General features: G+C 73.3%; 20 protein-coding genes. 7 read left to right on the forward strand and 13 right to left on the reverse strand.

The window, feature by feature from the left end; all coding sequences use genetic code 11:
• Positions 1-21: 21 nt before the first annotated feature.
• The 7 genes from ACZ4TO_RS08740 to ACZ4TO_RS08770 all read right to left on the reverse strand — a co-directional run bounded on the left by ACZ4TO_RS08740 (position 22) and on the right by ACZ4TO_RS08770 (position 7053).
• The gene (locus ACZ4TO_RS08740; protein WP_468023820.1) at positions 22-1065 is read right to left on the reverse strand and encodes a zinc-dependent alcohol dehydrogenase family protein; all 1044 of its coding nucleotides are present in this window, start codon (positions 1063-1065) and stop codon (positions 22-24) included.
• 40 nt (positions 1066-1105) lie between these two features.
• A complete protein-coding gene (locus ACZ4TO_RS08745; RefSeq protein ID WP_468023821.1) occupies positions 1106-1777 on the reverse strand; it encodes a lysoplasmalogenase in 672 nt (223 codons plus the stop codon).
• Positions 1774-2646 (reverse strand): sterol desaturase family protein, encoded by an 873-nt coding sequence (locus ACZ4TO_RS08750; protein ID WP_382794656.1) that lies wholly within the window; start codon positions 2644-2646, stop codon positions 1774-1776. The genes ACZ4TO_RS08745 and ACZ4TO_RS08750 overlap by 4 nt, the downstream gene beginning before the upstream one ends.
• 149 nt (positions 2647-2795) lie before the next feature.
• Positions 2796-4064, reverse strand: coding sequence for an amidohydrolase family protein (locus tag ACZ4TO_RS08755; RefSeq protein ID WP_468024351.1), 1269 nt, complete (start codon positions 4062-4064; stop codon positions 2796-2798).
• A 14-nt stretch (positions 4065-4078) separates the two neighbouring features.
• Positions 4079-5362 carry an amidohydrolase family protein gene (locus ACZ4TO_RS08760; RefSeq protein WP_382794650.1) on the reverse strand — a complete coding sequence of 428 codons (1284 nt, stop codon included), beginning with the start codon at positions 5360-5362 and terminating at the stop codon, positions 4079-4081.
• Between the two features lie 9 nt (positions 5363-5371).
• The gene (locus tag ACZ4TO_RS08765) at positions 5372-6256 is read right to left on the reverse strand and encodes an SDR family NAD(P)-dependent oxidoreductase (protein ID WP_468023822.1); all 885 of its coding nucleotides are present in this window, start codon (positions 6254-6256) and stop codon (positions 5372-5374) included.
• Positions 6256-7053 (reverse strand): acetoacetate decarboxylase family protein, encoded by a 798-nt coding sequence (locus ACZ4TO_RS08770; protein ID WP_468023823.1) that lies wholly within the window; start codon positions 7051-7053, stop codon positions 6256-6258. The genes ACZ4TO_RS08765 and ACZ4TO_RS08770 overlap by 1 nt, the downstream gene beginning before the upstream one ends.
• Before the next feature lie 311 nt (positions 7054-7364).
• Between ACZ4TO_RS08770 and ACZ4TO_RS08775 the strand changes: the two genes are divergently transcribed.
• From ACZ4TO_RS08775 to ACZ4TO_RS08800, 6 genes are all read left to right on the forward strand, one after another.
• On the forward strand, positions 7365-9944 hold the full coding sequence (locus ACZ4TO_RS08775) for an MXAN_6230/SCO0854 family RING domain-containing protein (RefSeq protein ID WP_468023824.1): 2580 nt from the start codon (positions 7365-7367) through the stop codon (positions 9942-9944).
• 133 nt (positions 9945-10077) lie between these two features.
• On the forward strand, positions 10078-11076 hold the full coding sequence (locus ACZ4TO_RS08780) for a DEDDh family exonuclease (protein ID WP_468023825.1): 999 nt from the start codon (positions 10078-10080) through the stop codon (positions 11074-11076).
• Positions 11077-11154: 78 nt separating this feature from the next.
• Positions 11155-11388, forward strand: coding sequence for a hypothetical protein (locus tag ACZ4TO_RS08785; RefSeq protein ID WP_078943477.1), 234 nt, complete (start codon positions 11155-11157; stop codon positions 11386-11388).
• Between the two features lie 91 nt (positions 11389-11479).
• Entirely contained in the window at positions 11480-12271 is a 792-nt protein-coding gene (locus ACZ4TO_RS08790; RefSeq protein WP_382794635.1) for an SURF1 family cytochrome oxidase biogenesis protein, read from the forward strand.
• 215 nt (positions 12272-12486) lie between these two features.
• The gene (locus ACZ4TO_RS08795) at positions 12487-14304 is read left to right on the forward strand and encodes a glycoside hydrolase family 15 protein (RefSeq protein WP_382794632.1); all 1818 of its coding nucleotides are present in this window, start codon (positions 12487-12489) and stop codon (positions 14302-14304) included.
• 14 nt (positions 14305-14318) lie between these two features.
• The gene (locus tag ACZ4TO_RS08800) at positions 14319-15074 is read left to right on the forward strand and encodes an SDR family oxidoreductase (RefSeq protein ID WP_382794629.1); all 756 of its coding nucleotides are present in this window, start codon (positions 14319-14321) and stop codon (positions 15072-15074) included.
• Between the two features lie 290 nt (positions 15075-15364).
• On the opposite strand, the gene amaP is transcribed toward ACZ4TO_RS08800, so the two are convergent.
• The 5 genes from amaP to ACZ4TO_RS08825 all read right to left on the reverse strand — a co-directional run bounded on the left by amaP (position 15365) and on the right by ACZ4TO_RS08825 (position 17828).
• Positions 15365-15952 (reverse strand): alkaline shock response membrane anchor protein AmaP, encoded by a 588-nt coding sequence (gene amaP / locus ACZ4TO_RS08805; protein ID WP_382794625.1) that lies wholly within the window; start codon positions 15950-15952, stop codon positions 15365-15367.
• Positions 15949-16644 (reverse strand): DUF6286 domain-containing protein, encoded by a 696-nt coding sequence (locus ACZ4TO_RS08810; RefSeq protein WP_468023826.1) that lies wholly within the window; start codon positions 16642-16644, stop codon positions 15949-15951. The genes amaP and ACZ4TO_RS08810 overlap by 4 nt, the downstream gene beginning before the upstream one ends.
• A complete protein-coding gene (locus tag ACZ4TO_RS08815; protein WP_382794619.1) occupies positions 16641-17069 on the reverse strand; it encodes an Asp23/Gls24 family envelope stress response protein in 429 nt (142 codons plus the stop codon). Before ACZ4TO_RS08815 ends, ACZ4TO_RS08810 begins: the two co-directional genes overlap by 4 nt.
• Positions 17070-17072: 3 nt before the next feature.
• Complete coding sequence (locus tag ACZ4TO_RS08820; protein ID WP_385047937.1) at positions 17073-17258, reverse strand: hypothetical protein; 186 nt, start codon at positions 17256-17258, stop codon at positions 17073-17075.
• An 84-nt stretch (positions 17259-17342) separates the two neighbouring features.
• Positions 17343-17828 carry an Asp23/Gls24 family envelope stress response protein gene (locus ACZ4TO_RS08825; RefSeq protein WP_361685684.1) on the reverse strand — a complete coding sequence of 162 codons (486 nt, stop codon included), beginning with the start codon at positions 17826-17828 and terminating at the stop codon, positions 17343-17345.
• An 87-nt stretch (positions 17829-17915) separates the two neighbouring features.
• Between ACZ4TO_RS08825 and ACZ4TO_RS08830 the strand changes: the two genes are divergently transcribed.
• The gene (locus ACZ4TO_RS08830; protein ID WP_468023827.1) at positions 17916-18677 is read left to right on the forward strand and encodes an Asp23/Gls24 family envelope stress response protein; all 762 of its coding nucleotides are present in this window, start codon (positions 17916-17918) and stop codon (positions 18675-18677) included.
• A gap of 195 nt (positions 18678-18872) precedes the next feature.
• Here ACZ4TO_RS08830 and ACZ4TO_RS08835 read toward each other — a convergent pair whose 3' ends face one another.
• Positions 18873-19676: an enoyl-CoA hydratase/isomerase family protein gene (locus ACZ4TO_RS08835; protein ID WP_382794612.1), complete on the reverse strand. Its 804-nt coding sequence runs from the start codon at positions 19674-19676 to the stop codon at positions 18873-18875.
• Positions 19677-19739: the final 63 nt, after the last annotated feature.

The raw sequence follows: 19739 nt of genomic DNA on the forward strand, positions 1-19739 counted from the left end.
GGCGCTCGGGCTCCCGCCGGGTCAGGAGGTGACGAGGACCTTCAGCGCGGTGCGCTCGTCCATCGCCTTGTAGCCCTCGGGCACGCCGTCCAGGCCGACGGTCATGTCGAAGACCGGCGACGGGTCGATGGTGCCGTCCAGGACGTCGGGCAGCAGCTCGGGGATGTACGCGCGCACCGGGGCGACCCCGCCGCGCAGGGCGATGTTCCGGTCGAACATGACGCCCAGGTCGAGGCCCGTGCCGCTGCCGTGGGGCACTCCGACGAAGCCGATCGCGCCGCCGTCACGGGTGATGTTCACGGCCGTGCTCATGGACTGCTCGGTGCCGACCGCCTCGACGACGCAGTGCGCGCCCTGGCCGCCGGTCAGCTCGCGGACGGCCGCGACGGCCGCCTCGCCGCGCTCGGCGACGACGTCCGTGGCGCCGAAGCGGAGCGCGATGTCGGTACGGACCTGGTGCCGGCCGAGCGCGATGATCCGCTCCGCGCCGAGCCGCTTGGCCGCGAGCACGGCGCACAGCCCGACGGCCCCGTCGCCCACGACGGCGACGGTCGAGCCGTTGCGGACTCCGGCGCCGAGGGCCGCGTGGTGACCGGTGCCGAGGACGTCGGAGAGCGTCAGCAGCGCGGTCAGCAGGTGGTCGTCGGAGGCGGCCTCCTTGGGAAGCCGGACGAGGGTGCCGTCCGCGAAGGGGACGCGTACGGCCTCGCCCTGGCCGCCGTCGTAGCCCACGGAGCCCCAGAAGCCGCCGTGCACGCACGAGGTGGTGAGCCCGTCACGGCAGTAGTCGCACACGCCGTCGGACCACATGAAGGGCGCCACGACCAGGTCGCCGCGCCGGACGCCGGTCACCTCGGAGCCCGTCTCCTCGACGATGCCGAGGAACTCGTGCCCGATGCGCTGCCCCGGCTGCCGGGCCGCCTCGCCGCGGTACGCCCACAGGTCGCTGCCGCAGATGCAGGAACGCAGCACCCGGACGACCGCGTCGGTGGGGAGCTGCACCATGGGCTCGGGCACCTCCTCCACACGCATGTCGAACGGGGCGTGGATGGTGGTGGCGCGCATGGCGAGGATCCTTCTCGTCTGGAGCGTGGGTGAGATGCGCTCAGGGGGTGGTTGAGCGCATCTCACCGTACGCCGCCGTCGGCACGCGTCGCGCGCCGAGGGGGTCGAGCACGCCGCGGACCAGCAGGAACTGGGCCGCGATGTACGTGAGCATGATCCAGAAGGACGCTTTCGGGAGCTGTGGCCAGTCGGCGACGCCGGTGGCGATCAGCGTGTCCGAGAGCATGAAGAGGGCGCCGCCGAGCGCCGCGACGGGGCCGAGGCGCGTGGCCCCGTACGCCATCGCGGTGAGCAGCAGGCTGTAGCCGGCCACGGGGACGCGCAGGCCGGCCGGAAGCCCGGGCCACAGCAGGACGACGAGGGCGACGAGGACGGTGGCGTACGCGGCGAGGAGCCGCGGGTCCCGGACGCGCGCCGTCCTGCGGAAGAGCACGAGGTAGCAGACGTGCCCCGCCGCGAAGGAGGTCATGCCGGCCAGGAAGGCGGGGTCGGCGTCGGACATGAGCGCCAGGTCGCCGCACCAGCCGAGGAGCAGGGCGGCCAGGAGCAGCCGGGGTCCGCCGCGTACACCGGCGTACGCGGCGAGCAGCGGCATCAGGAGCGGCTTGGCGATGCGGTGCCCCGGGTCGTGTCCGGTGAGCAGCGAGAGGAGGTCGACGGCCGCCGCGAGCGCGAAGCAGACGAGCAGGACGCGCGCGGTGCGGGGGCTCACGCGACGGGCTCCGCGGCCGGGGCCTGCGCGGCGGCCGGCGGCGCGGGCTGCCAGCCGGGCCCGCCGAGGAGCCGTCCGGCGCGCTCGCGCCAGCTCGCGGCCGCCCGCAGGTCGCGGGCGATGGCGGTGTACTCGTGGGTGGCCACGCGCAGCGGGTTGTACGTGGTGATGTTCTTGGTGAGTCCGTAGACGGGCCGTTCGGTCTCCGCGACGAACGATCCGAAGAGCCGGTCCCAGACGATGAGGATGCCGCCGAAGTTGCGGTCCAGGTAGCCGCCCTGGGAGGCGTGGTGGACGCGGTGGTGGGAGGGCGTGTTGAGGGCGAACTCGAACCAGCGGGGCAGCTTGTCGATGCGCTCGGTGTGGATCCAGAACTGGTAGACGAGGCTCACCGAGGAGCAGAAGGCGAGCGCGGCGGGGTGCACGCCGAGCGCGATCATCGGGAGGTAGAAGGGCCACGACGTCAGGCCCGTCCAGGGCTGGCGCAGGGCGGTGGTGAGGTTGAACTTCCGGCTGGAGTGGTGCACGACGTGACAGGCCCACAGGAGGCGGATCACGTGGTGGCCGCGGTGGGACCAGTAGTAGAAGAAGTCCTGCGCGAGCAGCATCAGCGGGATCGTCCACCACAGGACGGGCACCCGCAGCGGGGTCAGCGCGTAGACCGCGCTGTAGACGGCGACGATCGGGAACTTCCACAGGAAGTCGAAGAACAGGCTGCCGAGTCCCATGCCGAGGCTCGTCGCGGCGTCCTTCTTCTCGTACCCCGCGGCGTCCTCGTCCGGATGGATCCGGACGCTGATCATCTCGATCACGGCGAGGAGGATGAAGGCGGGTATCGACAGCAGCACGACATCGGGCAGGTTCGGCATGGGTGAACCGTAGATGCGCTGGTCGGTCGCGTACAGAGGCTGTTACCAACAAGTATTACCGGCGGTACGCGCTTACTTCTCGGCGATCTCCGCCAAGAGCCCCCCGGGCGGCCGGCCGCGCGCTCCCGGCACCGGCCGGCACCCGGGGCTCACCACACCCGCACCGAGCCTCCTCTCGCGAACACCGGGCTCGTCGCGTCGGCGGGCGGGGTGTCCAGCGGTTCGGCGATCTCGGCCACCGTCGGGCCGGCCTTGGCGGCGATCTCGTCGAGGTACGCCAGGTCGAAGCCGTAGACGCGGGCCGCGTTGCCGCCGACCATGGCGGCGACCTCGGCGCGTGGCAGCCCCGCGTAGGCGAACCGCAGTCCCTCGCGGGTGTAGGGGTGGGTGCCTTCGTCGTGCGGGTAGTCGCTGCCCCACATGATCTTGTCGAGGCCGATGCGGTCGCGCAGCGGCACCTCGTGCGGACGCATGAAACTGGCCCCGACGAAGCAGTTCTCGCGCCAGACCGCGGAGGGGCGCTCGCCCATCGTCGCGGCCAGTCCCGCGCCGAACTTCGACTCGGCCGTCGACGCCCGGCCCGCCGCCGCGACCAGCCGCCGGTGGTAGTAGTCGAGCATGTCGAGCACCCCGGGGATCCAGCCCGAGCCCTGCTCGGTCAGCACCAGTCTCAGACCGGGGTGCCGTCGGAACGCGCCGCCGAACACCAGGTGCCACAGCGCGCGGTGCGAGAACCAGGTCGTCTCCACCATGTAGACCGCGCGGGCGGCCGGTTCGTCCCCGAGCGGCGGCGAGGCGGAGCCCGCGTGGTGGTTCACCGGGACGCCCAGTTCGGCGCAGGCCGCCCAGATCGGGTCGTACGCCGACGAGTACAGCTCGGGCAGGCCCGAACCCGGGGGTGTGCCGGGCAGCAGCAGGCCGCCCTTGAGGCCCGCGGCCGCCGACCGGTGGATCTCCTCGACCGCCGCGTCGGCGTCGTTCAGGAGGATCTGGAAGACGCCCGCGCGCCGGCCGGGCGCCGCCGCGCAGAAGTCGGCGAGCCAGCGGTTGTGGGCCCGCAGCCCCGCCCAGCGCCGCTCGAACTCCGCCGCCGTCGGGGCCGGTGCCATGAGGGAGCCCGACGGGAAGAACGGCGGGATGGTGTTCGGGAAGACCACCTCCGCGACGATGCCGTCCTCCTCCAGCTCCGCGAGCCGCCGCGCGGAGTTCCAGTTCCGGTCGGCGGTGTCGGCGAGGAGGTCCTCGTAGGGGTTGACGTAGTCGGCGGCCCAGGCGTCGAAGTCGTCGTGGTAACGGCGTTCCAGGTACGGCCTGTAGTCGAGGAGATCGGCGCCCGCGTGGCAGTCGGCGGAGATGACGGTGTAGCGGTCCTCGCCACCGGCGCGAGTCCCGGCCTTCTCGGCGTTCTCGGCGGTCATGGCGTTCTCGGCGGTCATGGGTTCACCCCCAGTACGGGGAAGTCGTGGTCCGTCAGCCAGTGGCGGCCCACCTCGCGCGAGCGCGCCCAGGACGCCTCGACCGCCGACTGGTCCTCGTCCTGGCCCAGTTCGGCCGGGGTCGGACCGATCCGCCGGGCGACCGGGGCCAGTTCGGCGACGTCGAAGCCGAACACCTCGGCCGCCGCGAGGCCCAGCATGCGGCGGGTCTCCGCCACCGGGATGTCGTGGAAGGTCCTCGCCAGCCACGCCCGCGTGTCGGGCCAGGTGCCCTCGGGGTGCGGGAAGTCGCTGCCCCAGAGGATGTTGTCGACGCCGATCTCGTAACGCTGGGCGAGTTCACGGCGCTTGGTGTTGGTCGCGCAGACGAAGACCTGGCGGTCCAGGTACTCGTGCGGGGGCCGCTTCAGCTCCGCGAAGGGCGACAGCTTCTTGCCGCCGTGCGCGCCGAGATACAGCCGGTCCATGAACCACAGCAGGTTGGGCAGCCACCAGCAGCCCGACTCGGCGACCCCGAACCGCAGTCCGGGGTGCCGCTCGAAGACCCCCGACCAGAGCAGGAACCAGAGCGGCCGCGCGGGCCACCAGGTGACCTCGGAGACGTAGATGCCCAGGTGGTCGCCGTACTCGTGGCGCGGCGCCGCGCCGGAATGGGTGAGCACGGGCATCGAGCACTCGGCGGCCGCCGCCCACACGGGGTCGTAACGGCGGTCGTGGTAGGGCTCGTTGTCGACCCACATGGAGGGGATCATCAGCGCGCCGAGGCCCGACTCCTTGGCCCGGTACACCTCGGCGACGACCCGTCCGGTCTCACCCGTGACCGGCAGCAGGGCGACCCCGCAGTGGCGTTCGGGGTGCTCGGAGACGAAGTCGGCGAGCCAGCGGTTGTGTGCCTGGGCGCCCGCCATGCCGAGGTCGGGGTCCTGGTCGCCGGAGAGGCCGAGGCCGACGCCGAACGGGGCCGCGGTGCGGCTGTCGACGGCGTCCGCGTCGGGGAAGACGACCTCGGCCGCCACACCGTCGCCGTCGAGCTCCTTGAGGCGCTGCGCGGTGTCCCAACCGCCGCGCAGGCCCTCCTCGTTGTCCTGGAACCACTTGTCGGCGAACGCCTCGTTGCGGATGCCGAGCCGGTTCATCTCCTCGCGGCGCCGGCCCTGGCCCGCGAGGAAGTCGTCGAAGTCCCGGTGGAACCGCGCGTCCAGATAGGGCCGGTACTCCTCGGTGGGAAGTCCGGCGTGGCAGTCGGAGGAGATGATCAGATACGGGTCCTGTTCGCTCACCGCGCCCCCTCAGTCGAGGATGAAACTTTCCAGGTACGACGGATCGGCCCGCTCGAGCATCGACCGCGACCGCGCCAGGATCTGCCGGTCGCTGTGCTCGCTCTCGGGCAGCAGCCAGAAGCGGCCCGCGCCGATCCCCTCGGCGACGAGGTCGGCGACCTCCTCGACGGGGGTGAACCGCACCTCGTGGCCCGCCTCGTTCATCGCGGCCTCCCACTGGGCGAGGCTGCGGTACGGGGTCCTGCGGGGCCGCTCCTTCGCGTACCGCTCGGGCCGGTTGCGGTGCGACTCCCACAGGCCCGTGCGCAACATGTGCGGTCCGGGGAACAGCACGGAGGCCCCCACGCGCGCGTGCTCCGCCTTCAGATGCGCGTACAGCGACTCGGTCAGCGTCACCACGGCCGCCTTGGTGACGGCGTACACGGAGGCGGTGGGCAGCGGGGCGATCCCGCCGTCGCCGGACGAGGTGTTGACGACGTGGCCGGGCTCGCCGCCTGCGAGCATCCGCGGCACGAACGCCTGGACGCCGTGGAAGACACCCCACACGTTGACGGCGAACGCCCACTTCCAGTCGTTGGGGTCGTGCTCCCACATCCGGCCCTCGGCGCCGGAGCCGACCCCGGCGTTGTTGCACAGGACGTGGACCGCGCCGTACGTGGCATACACGTCCTCGGCGAGCGCGAGGACCTCGGAGCGCTCCGAGACGTCGACGACGCGCGCGTGGACGTCGGCGCCGTCCTCGCGCAGCTCGCCCGCGGCCTTGTCCAGCGCGCCCTCCTCGACGTCGGCGAGGACGACCTTCAGGCCGTCCGCCGCGAACCGCCGGGCCATCGCGAGCCCGATGCCGCTCGCCGCGCCGGTGACGACGGCGACCTGTCCCGCGCGCAGCTCCATCAGACGCTCCCCTCGGGCGGACCGTCGAGGATCTGCCGGGGATCGTCGTAGCGCTGGTGGATGTACGGCAGCAGGGCCCGGGCGCTGACGCGTTCGGCGACCCTGCCCTTCTGGTCGGTGGTCTTCTCGCCGAGGGTGATCTCCAGCAGCTTGCGTACCGGCAGATCGGCGACCGGGTCGTACATGGACTCGCGCAGGACGACGTCCCCGGTGACGCGCTCCAGCCTGCGGACCTTCTCGTCGCGTACGCAGTGCACGAGGACGGGGTCGGCGTCGAATCCCGAACCGTCCACCGCGGGGAGGAACTTGAAGTAGAAGTCCGTCTTGCGCGCGGGTTCGGGCAGCGGCAGGGGGCCGCTCACGGCGCCGCGCACCTCGACGAAGGCGATGCCGTGCCGGGCGAGCGCGGCCCGTACGACGAGCCCGTCGCGCTCGACGGTCACCTCGCCGAGCTTCTTGGGCTCACCGAAGACCTCCCTGCCGCCGGTCAGGGCCCGCTCGTGGGTCATCGGCATGACCAGCGGATACCAGCCGTCGACGTCCTCGTGGGCGGCGGCGACGGCGAACGAGCCCGCGCCCAGCGGGTATCCGGGGAGATCGACCTTGCTGATGTTGACCCGCACCAGCGGGCGGGCGGTGGGCTTCAGCGGGGGCGGCAGGACCGCCGCGACCGCGTCCGGGTCGCTCTCCCAGACGGCCACCACACCGGTCGACCAGATGTCGGGGAGTTTCGAACTCGCGGCGCGCGCGGCGTCGATCTCCGCCTCGGTCCGCGCGCCGTACCTCACTCGTGCCATGTCCGTACCGCCCTTCGTAGGCGCTACCTGCTGGGGCGCGGAGCACGCTTGCACCGCACGGGTGAAAGGTCCATAGCCGTGCGCCGACGCGATGCCCGACGGCCCTTCGGACGGGCCCTGTTCGGGAACGGACGGCCGCTCGCACGGAGGCGCGGAAATAATCGGTGGCATCCGAGGCGGGTGCCTTCCTAGACTCCGCAAGCGCGGGGGCGGCTCCGCAAGCGTGCTTCCTTCTCTCTTTTCTACGACTGCCGTAGCGCGCTCACTCTCCGCCCCCGCCTCACCCACTTCCGATCCCGGGGGATCTCCGCTTGTCCGTACTGTCGTCCGTGCTGCTCCGCCGCCTGCGTACCGTCTACGTCGACCAGGCCGGGCCACGGCCGGGAGACCCGGAGACGACCGAGGGGCTCGTCGCTCTGGAGGCGGAGCTGCTCGACCGGGGATTCGCCCCGGCCGCACCGCTGCGCGCCGCGCTCGCCTGGCTCGGCCCCGCGGGTCTCGCGGACGCCGGCACCGCCCTGATCCGGCAGATCGACGCGGAACTGGGCGCGGACCGCACCCATATGCCGCTGTTCCGCAGCTTCCCGGCGTCGGTGCCCGACGACACCTTCCGGCTGTACGTCGACCGTGTCTTCACCCTGCTGCTCCAGTGGCCCGCCCAGCCGTGCGTGCTGTGCGGCACGGTCGGCAGCGTGCATCCCGTGGCGCCGTGCGCCCACCTGGTGTGCCGTGTCTGCTGGGACGGCGGCGACTACGCCGGCTGCCCCCTGTGCCACCGCCGGATCGACGGCACGGACCCCTTCCTGAAGCCCGCCGCGCCCCGGATCCAGCGTGAACTGCCCGTCGGACCGCTGAAGTTGCTGGCACTCGGGATCGACCAGCGGGCGGACGCGACGAAGGCGCTGCTGCGGCTGCTGGCCCGGCGGACGCCGCTGCCGCCGCAGGACCGGGACGACGTGAAGCTGCTCCTCGGGCACGCGCCCCCCGCTCTCGACTGGCTGCCCGCGGACATCCCCGTCCGCGAGACGAAGGCCCTGGTGCTCGGCAGCCTCCTGCTGGACCGGCGCACGCGCGCGGCCGTGCGCCCGCTGCTCGCCGCGCACCTCACCACGGCGACGGACGTGCTGCGGCTGCTGCAGGTCTGGTCGGGCGGCGAGGCCGATCTCGTCGAGCCGCGCCGGCTGCGTTCGCTGCCCCGCCCGCTGCGCCGCGAACTGCTGGTCTTGCTCGACGGGTTCGCGGCCGCGTCGCTGGTCGAGGACGTGCTGCGGCATCCGCTCGGCTGGAAGCGCGCCGCCGAGATCCTGCACCCCTACGAGCGGCACGAGCGGCATCCGAAGGCCGCCCTCGCCTTCGCCGTGCTGCGCGGCACGGACACCTCGGCCACACCCCTCGGCGAAGCCCTGCTGCGCACCGCGGCCGCGCACCCGGAGGCGGTGCGGATCGACGGCACGCGCATCCGGCCCGACTCCTGGGGCGCGCACACCGAACAGGCCCTGCGCGAGAAGGACTTCCCGCTCGCGCTCGACCTGCTCGCCCGGCGGCCGGGCGAACTGCTGCGCAGGCTGGACCACCTGCTGCGCCTGCACGATCTGGAGGAGCTGCCCGAGGGCTTCGCCGACACCCTGCGGCGGGTGCTTCCGCAGGCCGGTCCCGGGCCGCTGCTCGCGGCGCTCGGCCGCCTGAGGATCCGTCACCTCCCGGGCGAGCGTCGGGTGTTCTTCCCGCGCGGCAAGGTCACCCGCTCCTTCACCCTGGACGACACCCGGGCCCCGCTGGCCGAGGCGGTCACCGACGGCGTCCGCGCGCTCCTGGAGGCCGAGGCGGTGCGCCGGCTCGCGGCCGCCCCGCGTTTCGACCTCGCCGTGCTCGACGCGGACCTCGCGGGCCTGGCCGTCCCCTCCGTCGAGCGGGCGTCCGCGAAGGCGCTGGTCTCGGTGCCGCGCGGCAGCACCCAGCCGCTCCCCGAGGGGCAGGTCCTGCGCCTGTTCCTGCACTGGACGCAGCCCGCGAAGATCCGCGTGGACCTCGATCTGTCCGTCGCGCTGTACGACGAGGACTGGGCGTTCGTCGGCGTGTGCGACTACACCAACCTCGTCCACGGGGACCGGGCGATCGTCCACTCGGGCGACCTCACCTCGGCCCCGGCGCCCGACGGGGCCACCGAGTACGTGGACCTGGACCTCGCGGCGCTCGCCGGGGGCCCGGTGCGCTTCGCGGTGCCCGTCGTGTTCAGCTACAACGACATCGCCTTCGAGCATCTCCTCGACGCCTTCGCCGGCTTCATGGCCCTGCCCTCGACGGACGGGCGGGACGCCTCGTACGACCCCCGCACGGTGCGTCAGCGCTACGACCTGGAGGGGGACTCGCGCATCCACGTCCCGCTGCTGGTCGACCTGGAGCGCCGCACGTTCCTGTGGACCGACCTGCATCTGCCGTCCTCCGAGGGCTTCCACAGCGTGCACCGGCACGGCGCCGACCTCGGCCGCGTCGGCAGGGACCTGTTCCAGTACTTCACGACCGGCCGTACGACGCTGTGGGACCTGGCGGTGTGGCACGCGGCGGCCCGTACGGACGAGGTCGTGGTGGTCCGGCGGGCACGGTCGGGCGGGGAACTGTGGCACTACGCGCGCGGGGAGGGCGAGAGCGGACCGGACTTCGCCGCCCGGGTACGCGCGCTGGGCCCTCCGGAGCGGCGGAGCCCGGCCGAGGACGTGGACGCGCTCGCCGCGGAGGCGGCCGCCAAGAGGCACGTCCTGCTCGCCCTGGTGCACGGCGGTGTCGCCCCCGAGGGCGCGAGCGGATCGGCGTACCGCCTGCTGCCCGGCCCGGTCGACGGCTGCGGTCTGACCCTGCTGACGGCAGGGGACCTGGTGGCGGCGCTGGGCTGAGCGCGTCAACACCGGGCCCGGCGGACCCGGTTGCGGCGCCCGGGCGCGCGTGGCCCGGTGGCGGGCCGCCGGGGGCCTCCGTCGCGGAAGGCGGGGGCCGGTGTGTCAGTCGGGGCCCGTATCCTCATTGACCATGCTCGAAGACCTCACGACCGCAGCGTCCCCTGCCTCCTGGCCGGCCGCGTATCCGCAGGGATACGCGGTCGTCGACGTGGAGACCACAGGACTGGCCCGCGACGACCGGATAATCTCCGCCGCCGTCTACCGGCTGGACGCGCGCGGCGAGGTCGAGGACCACTGGTACACGATGGTCAATCCGGAGCGGGATCCCGGCCCGGTGTGGATCCACGGTCTGACGAGCGAGATGCTCGAAGGGGCGCCGCTCTTCCACGAGGTGGCCGAGGAGTTCGCCGCCCGGCTCGCGGGGCGGGTGCTCGTCGCGCACAACGCGGTCTTCGACTGGTCGATGATCGCGCGGGAGTACGCGCGCGCGGAGCGTGAGGCGCCGGTGCGTCAGCGCCTGTGCACCATCGCCCTCTCCAAGGAACTGGGGCTGCCGCTGCCCAACCACAAGCTGGAGTCGCTGGCCGCGCACTTCGGCGTCGTACAGCAGCGGGCGCACCACGCGCTGGACGACGCGCGCGTGCTGGCCGAGGCGTTCCGGCCGAGCCTGCGGGCCGCGGCCGAGGGCGGGGTGCGGCTGCCGCTCCTCGAATGCCTGCCGCTCAAGGAGTGGTCCGACAGCGCCGCGGCTCCGCGGATCGGACGGCAGGCCGGGAGCTACGGCTCCGGTGGTTACCCGTCGGGGAGTTGGCGCCCGTCCCGCAAGCGCCCCGCGTGCCCGTATCCGAACCCCGGCCGGTACACGGCGGACAAACCGCTCAAACAGGGCATGCGGATCGCGTTCTCCGGGGACACGTCCGTCGACCGCGAACTGCTGGAGGACCGCGCCGTCGAGGCCGGACTGCATGTCGCGACGAGCCTGTCGCGACTGACCAGCCTGCTGGTGACCAACGACCCGGACTCCGGCACGTCAAAGGTGGTCAAAGCGCGGCAATTCGGGACACCCGTGGTCGACGAGGCCGCGTTCGGACAGCTCCTGCGTGACATCGAACCCGCATCGGAAGGGTGACGGACGTACGGGTGATTGACGGGCGACTCGCCCCGCGCCCGCTCGCCCCCACCGCCCCGGCACCCCACCCTGTGGCGCATGGCGAGATGCGAAGTATGCGGCAATGACTACGGAATGACCTTCGAGGTGCACGCGCAGGGCGCCGTGCACGTCTTCGACTGCTTCTCCTGCGCGATCCACCGGATGGCCCCGATCTGCGAGCACTGTCGCGTCCAGGTCATCGGCCAGGGTGTCGAGGTCGAGGGCCACTGGTACTGCGGCGCGCACTGTGCCCGCGCGGAGGGGAAGGCGGGGATCGTCGACAAGGTCTGAGCCCCGGCCCGTCTCCCCGGACGGGGCGTCGCGCGGCCCTCGGCGGGACCCTCCCGTCGGGGGCCGAATCATGCCGAGTACCGTCAATGGGGTGTACCGCTTCCTGTTGACCCGCCAGTGGGTGATCCTCACCCTCGTGGCCCTCGCGCTCATCCCGACGATGATCAAGCTGGGCTTCTGGCAGCTCCACCGGCACGAGCACAAGGTCGCCCTGAACACGGTGATCTCCGACTCGCTCGCCGCGAAGCCGGTCCCCGTGGAGACGGTCACCACACCGGGCCGGCAGATCCGGGACGACGACCTGTACCGCCGGGTGACGGCGAAGGGCCGCTTCGACACCGCGCACGAAGAGGTCGTCCGCCGCCGCACCAACGCCGACGGCGAGGTCGGCTACCACGTCCTGACCCCGTTCGTGCTGGACGACGGCCGCGTCCTCATGGTCAACCGGGGCTGGGTCCCGGCGGACGGCGCGCAGACCGCCTTCCCGAAGATCCCGGCCCCCGCCGCGGGCGAGATCACCGTCACCGGCCGGCTGATGGCCGACCAGACGACCGCCGAGAGCGGCATCAAGAACGTCCAGGGCCTGCCCGACCGTCAGGTCATGCTGATCAGCAGCGGGCAGGAGGCGCAGCGCCTCGGCAAGGACGTCCTCGGCGGCTACGTCGAGCAGACCGCGCCCGCTCCCAGGGGCGGCTCCCCCGAGCTGATCCCCGACCCCGAGCACAGCGACATCGGCCCGCACATGGCCTACGCGATCCAGTGGTGGCTCTTCTCGGCGGGCGTCCCGTTCGGCTGGGTGGTCCTGGTCCGCCGCGAACGCCGCGACCGGGCGGAGGCGGCCGCCGCCGAGAGCACGCCGGAGGCGGAACCGGCGGGCGTGTAGACCGACCGGCGGGTGGGCCGGCAGGCCGGCCGACCCGCGGGCACGAGGACCGCCGGGCACGCGGACCGGCGGGCATGAGGACCGCCGGGCGTGCGGACCGCCGGGCATGCGGACCGGCGGCGGGAGCTCCCGGTCCCCCTCCCTCCGCACCACCCGGCGCTCACGCCACTCTGGCGGCCCGATTGACCGTCACCCGGGTCGGGAACCCGTCCACCGTGCACCGACGCATCGAGGACTACGCGCTCATCGGGGACGAGCAGACCGCCGCTCTGGTGGGCCGCGACGGCTCCATCGACTGGCTGTGCCTGCCCCGCTTCGACTCCGCGGCCTGTTTCGCCGCCCTGCTCGGCGACGAGGACAACGGCCACTGGCGGATCGCTCCCGAGGGCGCCGGCGCGTGCACCCGGCGCGCCTACCGCCCGGACACCCTGGTGCTGGACACCGAATGGGACACCGACGAGGGCTCGGTCCGGGTGACCGACCTGATGCCGCAGCGCGAGCACGCCCCCGACGTCGTACGCGTCATCGAGGGCCTCACCGGCCGCGTCCGGATGCGCAGCCTGCTGCGGCTGCGGTTCGACTACGGCTCGGTCGTCCCGTGGATGCGCCGCTCGGACGGCCACCGGGTCGCGGTCGCGGGACCGGACTCCGTGTGGCTGCGCAGCGAGCCGCCCGTGTACACCTACGGCAAGGACTTCCGCACGCACTCGGAGTTCACCGTGGAGGCGGGCGACAAGGTCGCCTTCGTCCTGACCTGGCACCCCTCGCACCGGCCCCGGCCGCCCCTGTGCGATCCCTTCGAGGCCCTGGAGACCAGCGTCCAGGACTGGAGGGCCTGGGCGGCGCGCTGCCGCTACGACGGTCCGCACCGGGACGCCGTCGTCCGCTCCCTGATCACCCTCAAGGCCCTCACCTACGCGCCGACCGGCGGCATCGTCGCCGCCCCCACCACTTCGCTGCCCGAGGAACTCGGCGGCGTCCGCAACTGGGACTACCGCTACTGCTGGCTGCGCGACTCCACCCTCACCCTCGGCGCGCTCCTGTCGGCCGGCTACCACGAGGAGGCCGAGGCCTGGCGTGACTGGCTGCTGCGCGCGGTCGCCGGCGACCCGGCGGCCCTCCAGATCATGTACGGCCTCTCGGGTGAGCGCCGGCTGCAGGAGTACGAGATCCCCTGGCTGTCCGGCTACGCGGGCTCCTCGCCCGTCCGCGTCGGCAACAGCGCGGTCGACCAACTGCAGCTCGACGTGTACGGCGAGGTCATCGACTCGCTGTCGCTCGCCCGCCGCTCGGGCCTGCCGTCCCGGCCCCACATGTGGCGGGTGGAGTGCGCCATGATGGAGTTCCTCCGCGTGGCGTGGCGGCAGCCCGACGAGGGGATCTGGGAGGTGCGCGGCCCGCGCCGGCACTTCGTGTACTCGAAGGTGATGGCCTGGGTGGCCGCCGACCGCGCCGTCCGCACCCTGGAGGAGGACCCGAGCCTCGACGGGGACCTGGAGGGCTGGCGGGCGATGCGCGACGAGGTGCACCGGGAGGTGTGCGAGCGCGGCTTCGACCCCGTCAGGAACACCTTCACGCAGTCCTACGGCTCGCCCGAGCTGGACGCCTCCCTGCTGCTCATCCCGCGCGTGGGGTTCCTGCCGCCGGACGATCCGCGGGTGGTCGGCACGGTCGACGCGGTCCGCGAGGAACTCGCCCGCGACGGCTTCCTGGTGCGCCGCTACAGCACCACGACGACGGCCGATGTCGACGGGCTCCCGGGCGACGAGGGCACCTTCGTCGTCTGCTCGTTCTGGCTCGCGGACGCCCTGCATCTGACGGGCCGTACCCGCGAGGCGCGCGAGCTGTTCGAGCGGCTGGTCGGTCTCACCAATGACCTGGGACTGCTGTCGGAGGAGTACGACCCGGTCGCGGGCCGCCAGCTCGGCAACTTCCCCCAGGCCTTCAGCCACATCGGCCTGGTGGTGTCCGCGCTCAGCCTGTTCGGCGTCGACGAGCCGGGGGAAGCACCGGGGGCCGGGTCACCGGGATAGGGGAGGATGGAGCCATGGATCTTGGACTGAAGGATCGTGTGTACGTCGTCACGGGTGCCACCCGGGGCCTGGGCAACGCCGCCGCGCGTGAACTCGTCGCCGACGGCGCCAGGGTGGTCGTCACCGGACGCGACGAGAAGAGCGCGGCCGGCGCCGCCGCCGCGCTCGGCCCGAACGCGGTGGGCGTCGCGGCCGACAACGGCGCCGCCGAGACCCCGGCCCGGCTCATCGCCGGCGCCCGTGAGCACTTCGGCGGCTTCGACGGCATCCTGATCAGCGTCGGCGGACCGCCGCCCGGGTTCGCCGCGGACAACACCGACGAACAGTGGATGGTGGCGTTCGAGTCGGTCTTCCTCGGTGCGGTACGGCTGGCCCGCGCGGCGGCCGAGGAGCTCGGCGAGGGCGGGGTCATCGGCTTCGTGCTCTCCGGCTCGGTGCACGAGCCCATCCCCGGGCTCACCATCTCCAACGGTCTGCGTCCGGGCCTGGCCGGTTTCGCCAAGTCCCTCGCGAACGAGCTGGGCCCGCGCGGCATCCGCGTCGTCGGGCTGCTGCCGTCCCGCATCGACACGGACCGCGTCCGCCAGCTCGACGGTCTGTCCGCCGACCCCGAGGCCACCCGCGCGGCCAACGAGTCCCGCATCCCGCTGCGCCGCTACGGCGCCCCGGAGGAGTTCGGCCGCACGGCCGCCTTCCTGCTCTCCCCCGCCGCGTCCTACCTGACAGGCATCATGCTCCCGGTGGACGGCGGAATGCGGGGCGGCTTCTAGAACCCCGGCACAACAGAACACCGGCCGGGGCTCCAGACCCCCGGCGGGGCACGCGGGACGCCGGGCCACGCGGCCCAGCGGGGCACAGGAGAACACCGGGCGGGGTCCGGCCCCGGGCGGGCACGGCGGCACCCGGGGCGGACCTCCAGCCCCCCGGCGCACACATCAGGACACCGGACGGATTCCGGCCTCCGGCGGGGCACGGCGGAACGCCGGGCGGATCTCCACCCCCGGCGGAGCAGGCAGAACGAAGGGCGGGGCTCCAGGCCCTGGTCATGGCCCCCGGCCCGTCACGTCACGCGTTCGGCGCGGTGTTTGACGCCGCGCAGGCGTACCTCCGCCGGGAGTGCGGCGAGGCCGGCCGAGTCCCGTGCGTGCGTGAGCGCCTCCACGGTCAGCAGCCGCAGCGCCTGTCCGGGGTCCACATGCGGCTCCAGCCGGAGCCGCACGCGCGCCGCGGGCTGAGTGCGCCGCCCGGTCAGGTGGACGTCGGCGCGGTCCACACCGCCCAGCCGGGCCGATTCGGCGGCCAGTACGCCTTCCAGGGCCTGTCCGCGCAGCAGCGCGCCCGCCCCGTCACCGGTGTCGACGAGCACGTCGGCGAGCCGCCGGCGCCGTACGACGGCGACCAGCCACCACAGGGCGAGCAGCAGGAGCACCGCGAGCGCGGCGATGACGACGGGCCACCACCAGCCCTGGTCGCGCCACTTGGTCCGTTCGGCGGTACTGAGCAGCACGTCGTGCCGCCCGTCGTGGATCCACCACGACGGGGGCCGGACGCCGAGCCCCACGGCGAGCACGGAGCCGCCGAGGACGAGCAGCACGAGCCCGATGAAGCCGATCAGTACACGGTTGACGATCCGCAGCACGGACCTCACCCCTTTCGTCCGGGCCGCGCGACATGCACCGCCAGGGCGGGCGAACGGGACAGTCCCAGGCCCTTGATGCCGTCGGCGAGGGTGACGTCGAGGTCGGCGCGCACGTCGTCGAGCTCCCTGAAGTGCGCCACCGCGCGGACGTCGACCTTCCGGCGCTTCACGCGCACGCGGACCGTCTGGACACCCGCGACCTCCATGGCCCGGTCGCGGAGCGCCATCGCCGCGGCGCCCCGGTGCAGTCCGGCGCGGACGTCGGTGTGGGTGCGCCGCATCGGCAGCACGTCCCGCAGTCCCGGTGTCGCCGCGAGGACGATCAGCCACAGTCCCAGCGCGGCGGCGACTCCCGCGCCGACGAGGACCGCGGTGTCGTCGAGCGGCCGTTCGGCGAGCTGTTCGGCCAGCCACGTCCGCCAGCGCAACGCGGACCGTCCGGCGCGCACGGCCACGACGTCGTACAGGAAGGCTCCCGCGGCGACGAGGAGCAGGAACGCGAGGACGCCGGCGGGGACGCGGCGCGCGGACCAGAACCGGCCCTGGCGGCCGTCCTCGTCGGCGGCGGTCCCCAGCGGTTCGTAGGCCGCGGAGGAGGCGGACTGGCCGAGGGCGCCCGCGCCGTCCCCCGGCTCCGGCTGCTCCTCCTTCTCCAGTACGGGCATCCTGCGGGTGTCCTCGGAGCCCTGGGGCTCGCTCATTGCGTCCTCCCCTGTGCCGCGCCGGGCCCGGGTGTCAGATGCAGCCGCTCCACCTGGACGGCCACCTCGGGCACTTCCATCCCCGCCAACGCCTCTACCCGCTCGACGACATGACGACGCACCTCGCCGCACTGGGCCCCGATGTCCGCGGGGTAGCCGAGTTCGAGGCTGACCCGGACCCGGGCGCTGTGCGTCGGGGTGCCGTCCGTGCCGCCGGAGCCCGACGCCTGGCGCCGTACGACGACCGTCGCGTGCGGGGCGGCGGCGTCGGCGGGCAGCGGAGGCAGCGCCTCGCGCGCCGCCCGCGAGGCGATCTTCGCGACGACGCGGTCGGCGATCCGGGTGGCGCCCCGCTCGGGCGGCGGGACCCGGACCCTCTCGACGCCCGGCGCGGTCTCACCGAGCCGGTCGACATGACCTGGCACGCGTCACCGCCGCCGGTCGTCGCGGGCACGGAAGAAGTCGCCGATGTCCATGTCCCCCTCCAGGAACCGTCCGACGACGAACCCGACGGCCCCCAGGGCGGCCACCAGGAGGAAGGCGCCGAAGCCGCCGAAGTACCCGGCGAAGCCCAGCGCCATTCCGGCGATCATGCCGATCACGGCCAAGCTCATGATGCGCTCCTCAGCAGTCGGTGGCCGCGTGATCACTCAGGGTGCGGTGGCCGGTCGTCCCGTGGTTCCGGGCGGCCCGGTGGGTCACTGGAGCCGTGACTCCGGCTCCTCTTCCTCTTCCTCCGGAAGCTTCACGTCACTCACCGCGATGTTGACTTCCACCACTTCGAGCCCCGTCATGCGTTCGACGGCGGAGATGACGTTCTCGCGCACGGCGTGCGCGACGTCGGAGATCGACACGCCGTAGTCGACGACGATCTCCAGGTCGAGCGCCGTCTGCAGCTCTCCGACCTCGGCCTTCACACCCCGCGTCACGGATTTGGTGGAACCGCCCGGCACCCGGTCCCGTACCGCTCCGAAGGTGCGGCTCAGCCCGCTGCCCATCGTGTGGACACCGACCACGTCCCGGGCGGCGAGCCCGGCGATCTTCTCCACGACACCGTCGGCGATCGTGGTGCGTCCCCGCGTGGCGGGATCTCCGCCGCCACGCCGGGTGGGCTTACGGGTCTGCTGGGGCTCCTTCTCCGTGTCGGGGCTGTCCGTCCGGTTCCGCTCGGTCATGTCGGTCATCGCCGTACGTCCCTTTCGGTCGTCCTCCTCTGCTCACAGTAGGTCGGGTCGCGCGGTCTCGCGCCGTGGATGGGGCACGCTGGAGCAATGACGGCGGACCGGTGGACGCAGGTGGTACGGCAGCAGCTCGGACTCGGCAGGCTCCTGCCGCTGGGCCTCGCGCTCGACGGGGCGTGGATCACGGAGGAGGCGGCCGGGTCGGTGCTGCGGCGCGAGACGGCGGCCGTCGAGGGGGTGCGGCTCGGGGCGCTGCGGATCGCGCTCGCGGATCCGGACCTGGCCGGCACCCCGGCCGTGCCGCCGCCGCCCAGCGCTCTGCCGCCGGGCTCGCTGCGCGTCACCGCGGAGTTCCGGGCCTCGGTGGATCCCACGGCTCCGGGCGTCGAGCCTCTTCCGGCCGTCGCGGCCCGGCTGCGCCTGGCCGTCGTGTCCGCCGCGACCCGGGTGCTCGGCCTCGACGTCGCGGAGGTCGACCTGCGGGTGACGGACCTGTCGGAGGACAAGGACGAGGACGAGGCACCCGCGGCGCCCCCGGCCGGCGACGTGAGGACGTCGCCGGTGCCGAAGGACCCCGAGGAGGCGCGGATCGCGTCGGCCGTTCTGGCGGTCCCCGGGGTCGCCCGTCTGACGGACTCCCTGGGCCGGCCGGTCCACGTCGAGAGCGCGCCGCCCGCCACGGGGACGGCTCTGCCGCGCCGCCACGTCCGCGTCGAGCTGGAGGTCTCCGGGGACGAACGCGCGGTGGACGTGGCACGGACGGTGAGGGCCGCGGTCACCGAGGCCGCACAGGACGAACCGTCCGTGGCGGTCCTGGTGACGGCCGTGACCGAGGGCACGCGTCACCGGTGACCGCCGTCCCTCGGGAGGCGTGACCCGTACGACGGTACGGAAGCGAGACCCGGCCCCGTCCGGCGGACGGCGTCACCTCCGTACGGGCACGAGGCACGACACCCGTACGGGCGACCGTCGTTCGGGTGACCCTCGGGCGCCGTGCGGACCGCCCGCACGGCGGGATGCCCTCCGTGCGGGGTCCTCGGACAGGCGCTAGTCGCCCACGCCCGCGAGGTCGCGGAGCCTGCGGGCCTGGGAGGCGCGTTCGGCGGTGCGCTGCTCCTCGTAGGACCGCTCCTGGGCCCCGCGCAGCAGCGCCTTCGTCTCGATCACGGCGTCCCGCGGCGCGGCCAGCAGCGCCGCGGCGAGGTCGCCGACCGCGGCGTCGAGCTGCTCGCCGGGCACGGCGAGGTTGGCGAGCCCGGTGCGCTCGGCCTCCTCGGCCAGGACGAAGCGGCCCGTGGCGCAGATCTCCAGCGCGCGGGCGTATCCGACGAGGCCGACCAGCGGGTGCGTCCCCGTGAGGTCGGGCACCAGGCCGAGGCTGGTCTCGCGCATGGCGAACTGCACGTCGTCGGCGACGACGCGCAGGTCACAGGCGAGGGCGAGCTGGAACCCGGCACCGATGGCATGTCCCTGGACCGCGGCGATGGACACGAGGTCACTGCGCCGCCACCAGGTGAACGCCTCCTGGTACTCGGCGATGGTCGCGTCGAGCTCGGCGTCGGAGCCGCGCGCGAGGTCGATGAACGACGGTTCCCCGTCGAACCCCTCGGGCGTGAACGCCTGCCGGTCGAGCCCCGCGGAGAAGGACTGGCCCTCGGCACGCAGGACGACCACCCGGACGGAGCCCGGCAGTGACCGGCCGGCCTGCGTCAAGGCCCGCCAGAGAGCGGGACTCTGGGCATTGCGCTTGGCCGGATTGGTCAGCGTCACCGTGGCGATCGCGTCGTCGACGGTGAGCCGTACGCCGTCCTTGTCGAGTACCGGGTCGAGGTCCTTGTCGAGCGAAGCCATGGGCTGCCTCCGATGGGTGCGGTCGGATCAGACGCGTACCTCGCGAAGACACGAGGAACGCAC

This window comes from Streptomyces sp. NPDC028298, assembly GCF_055565895.1.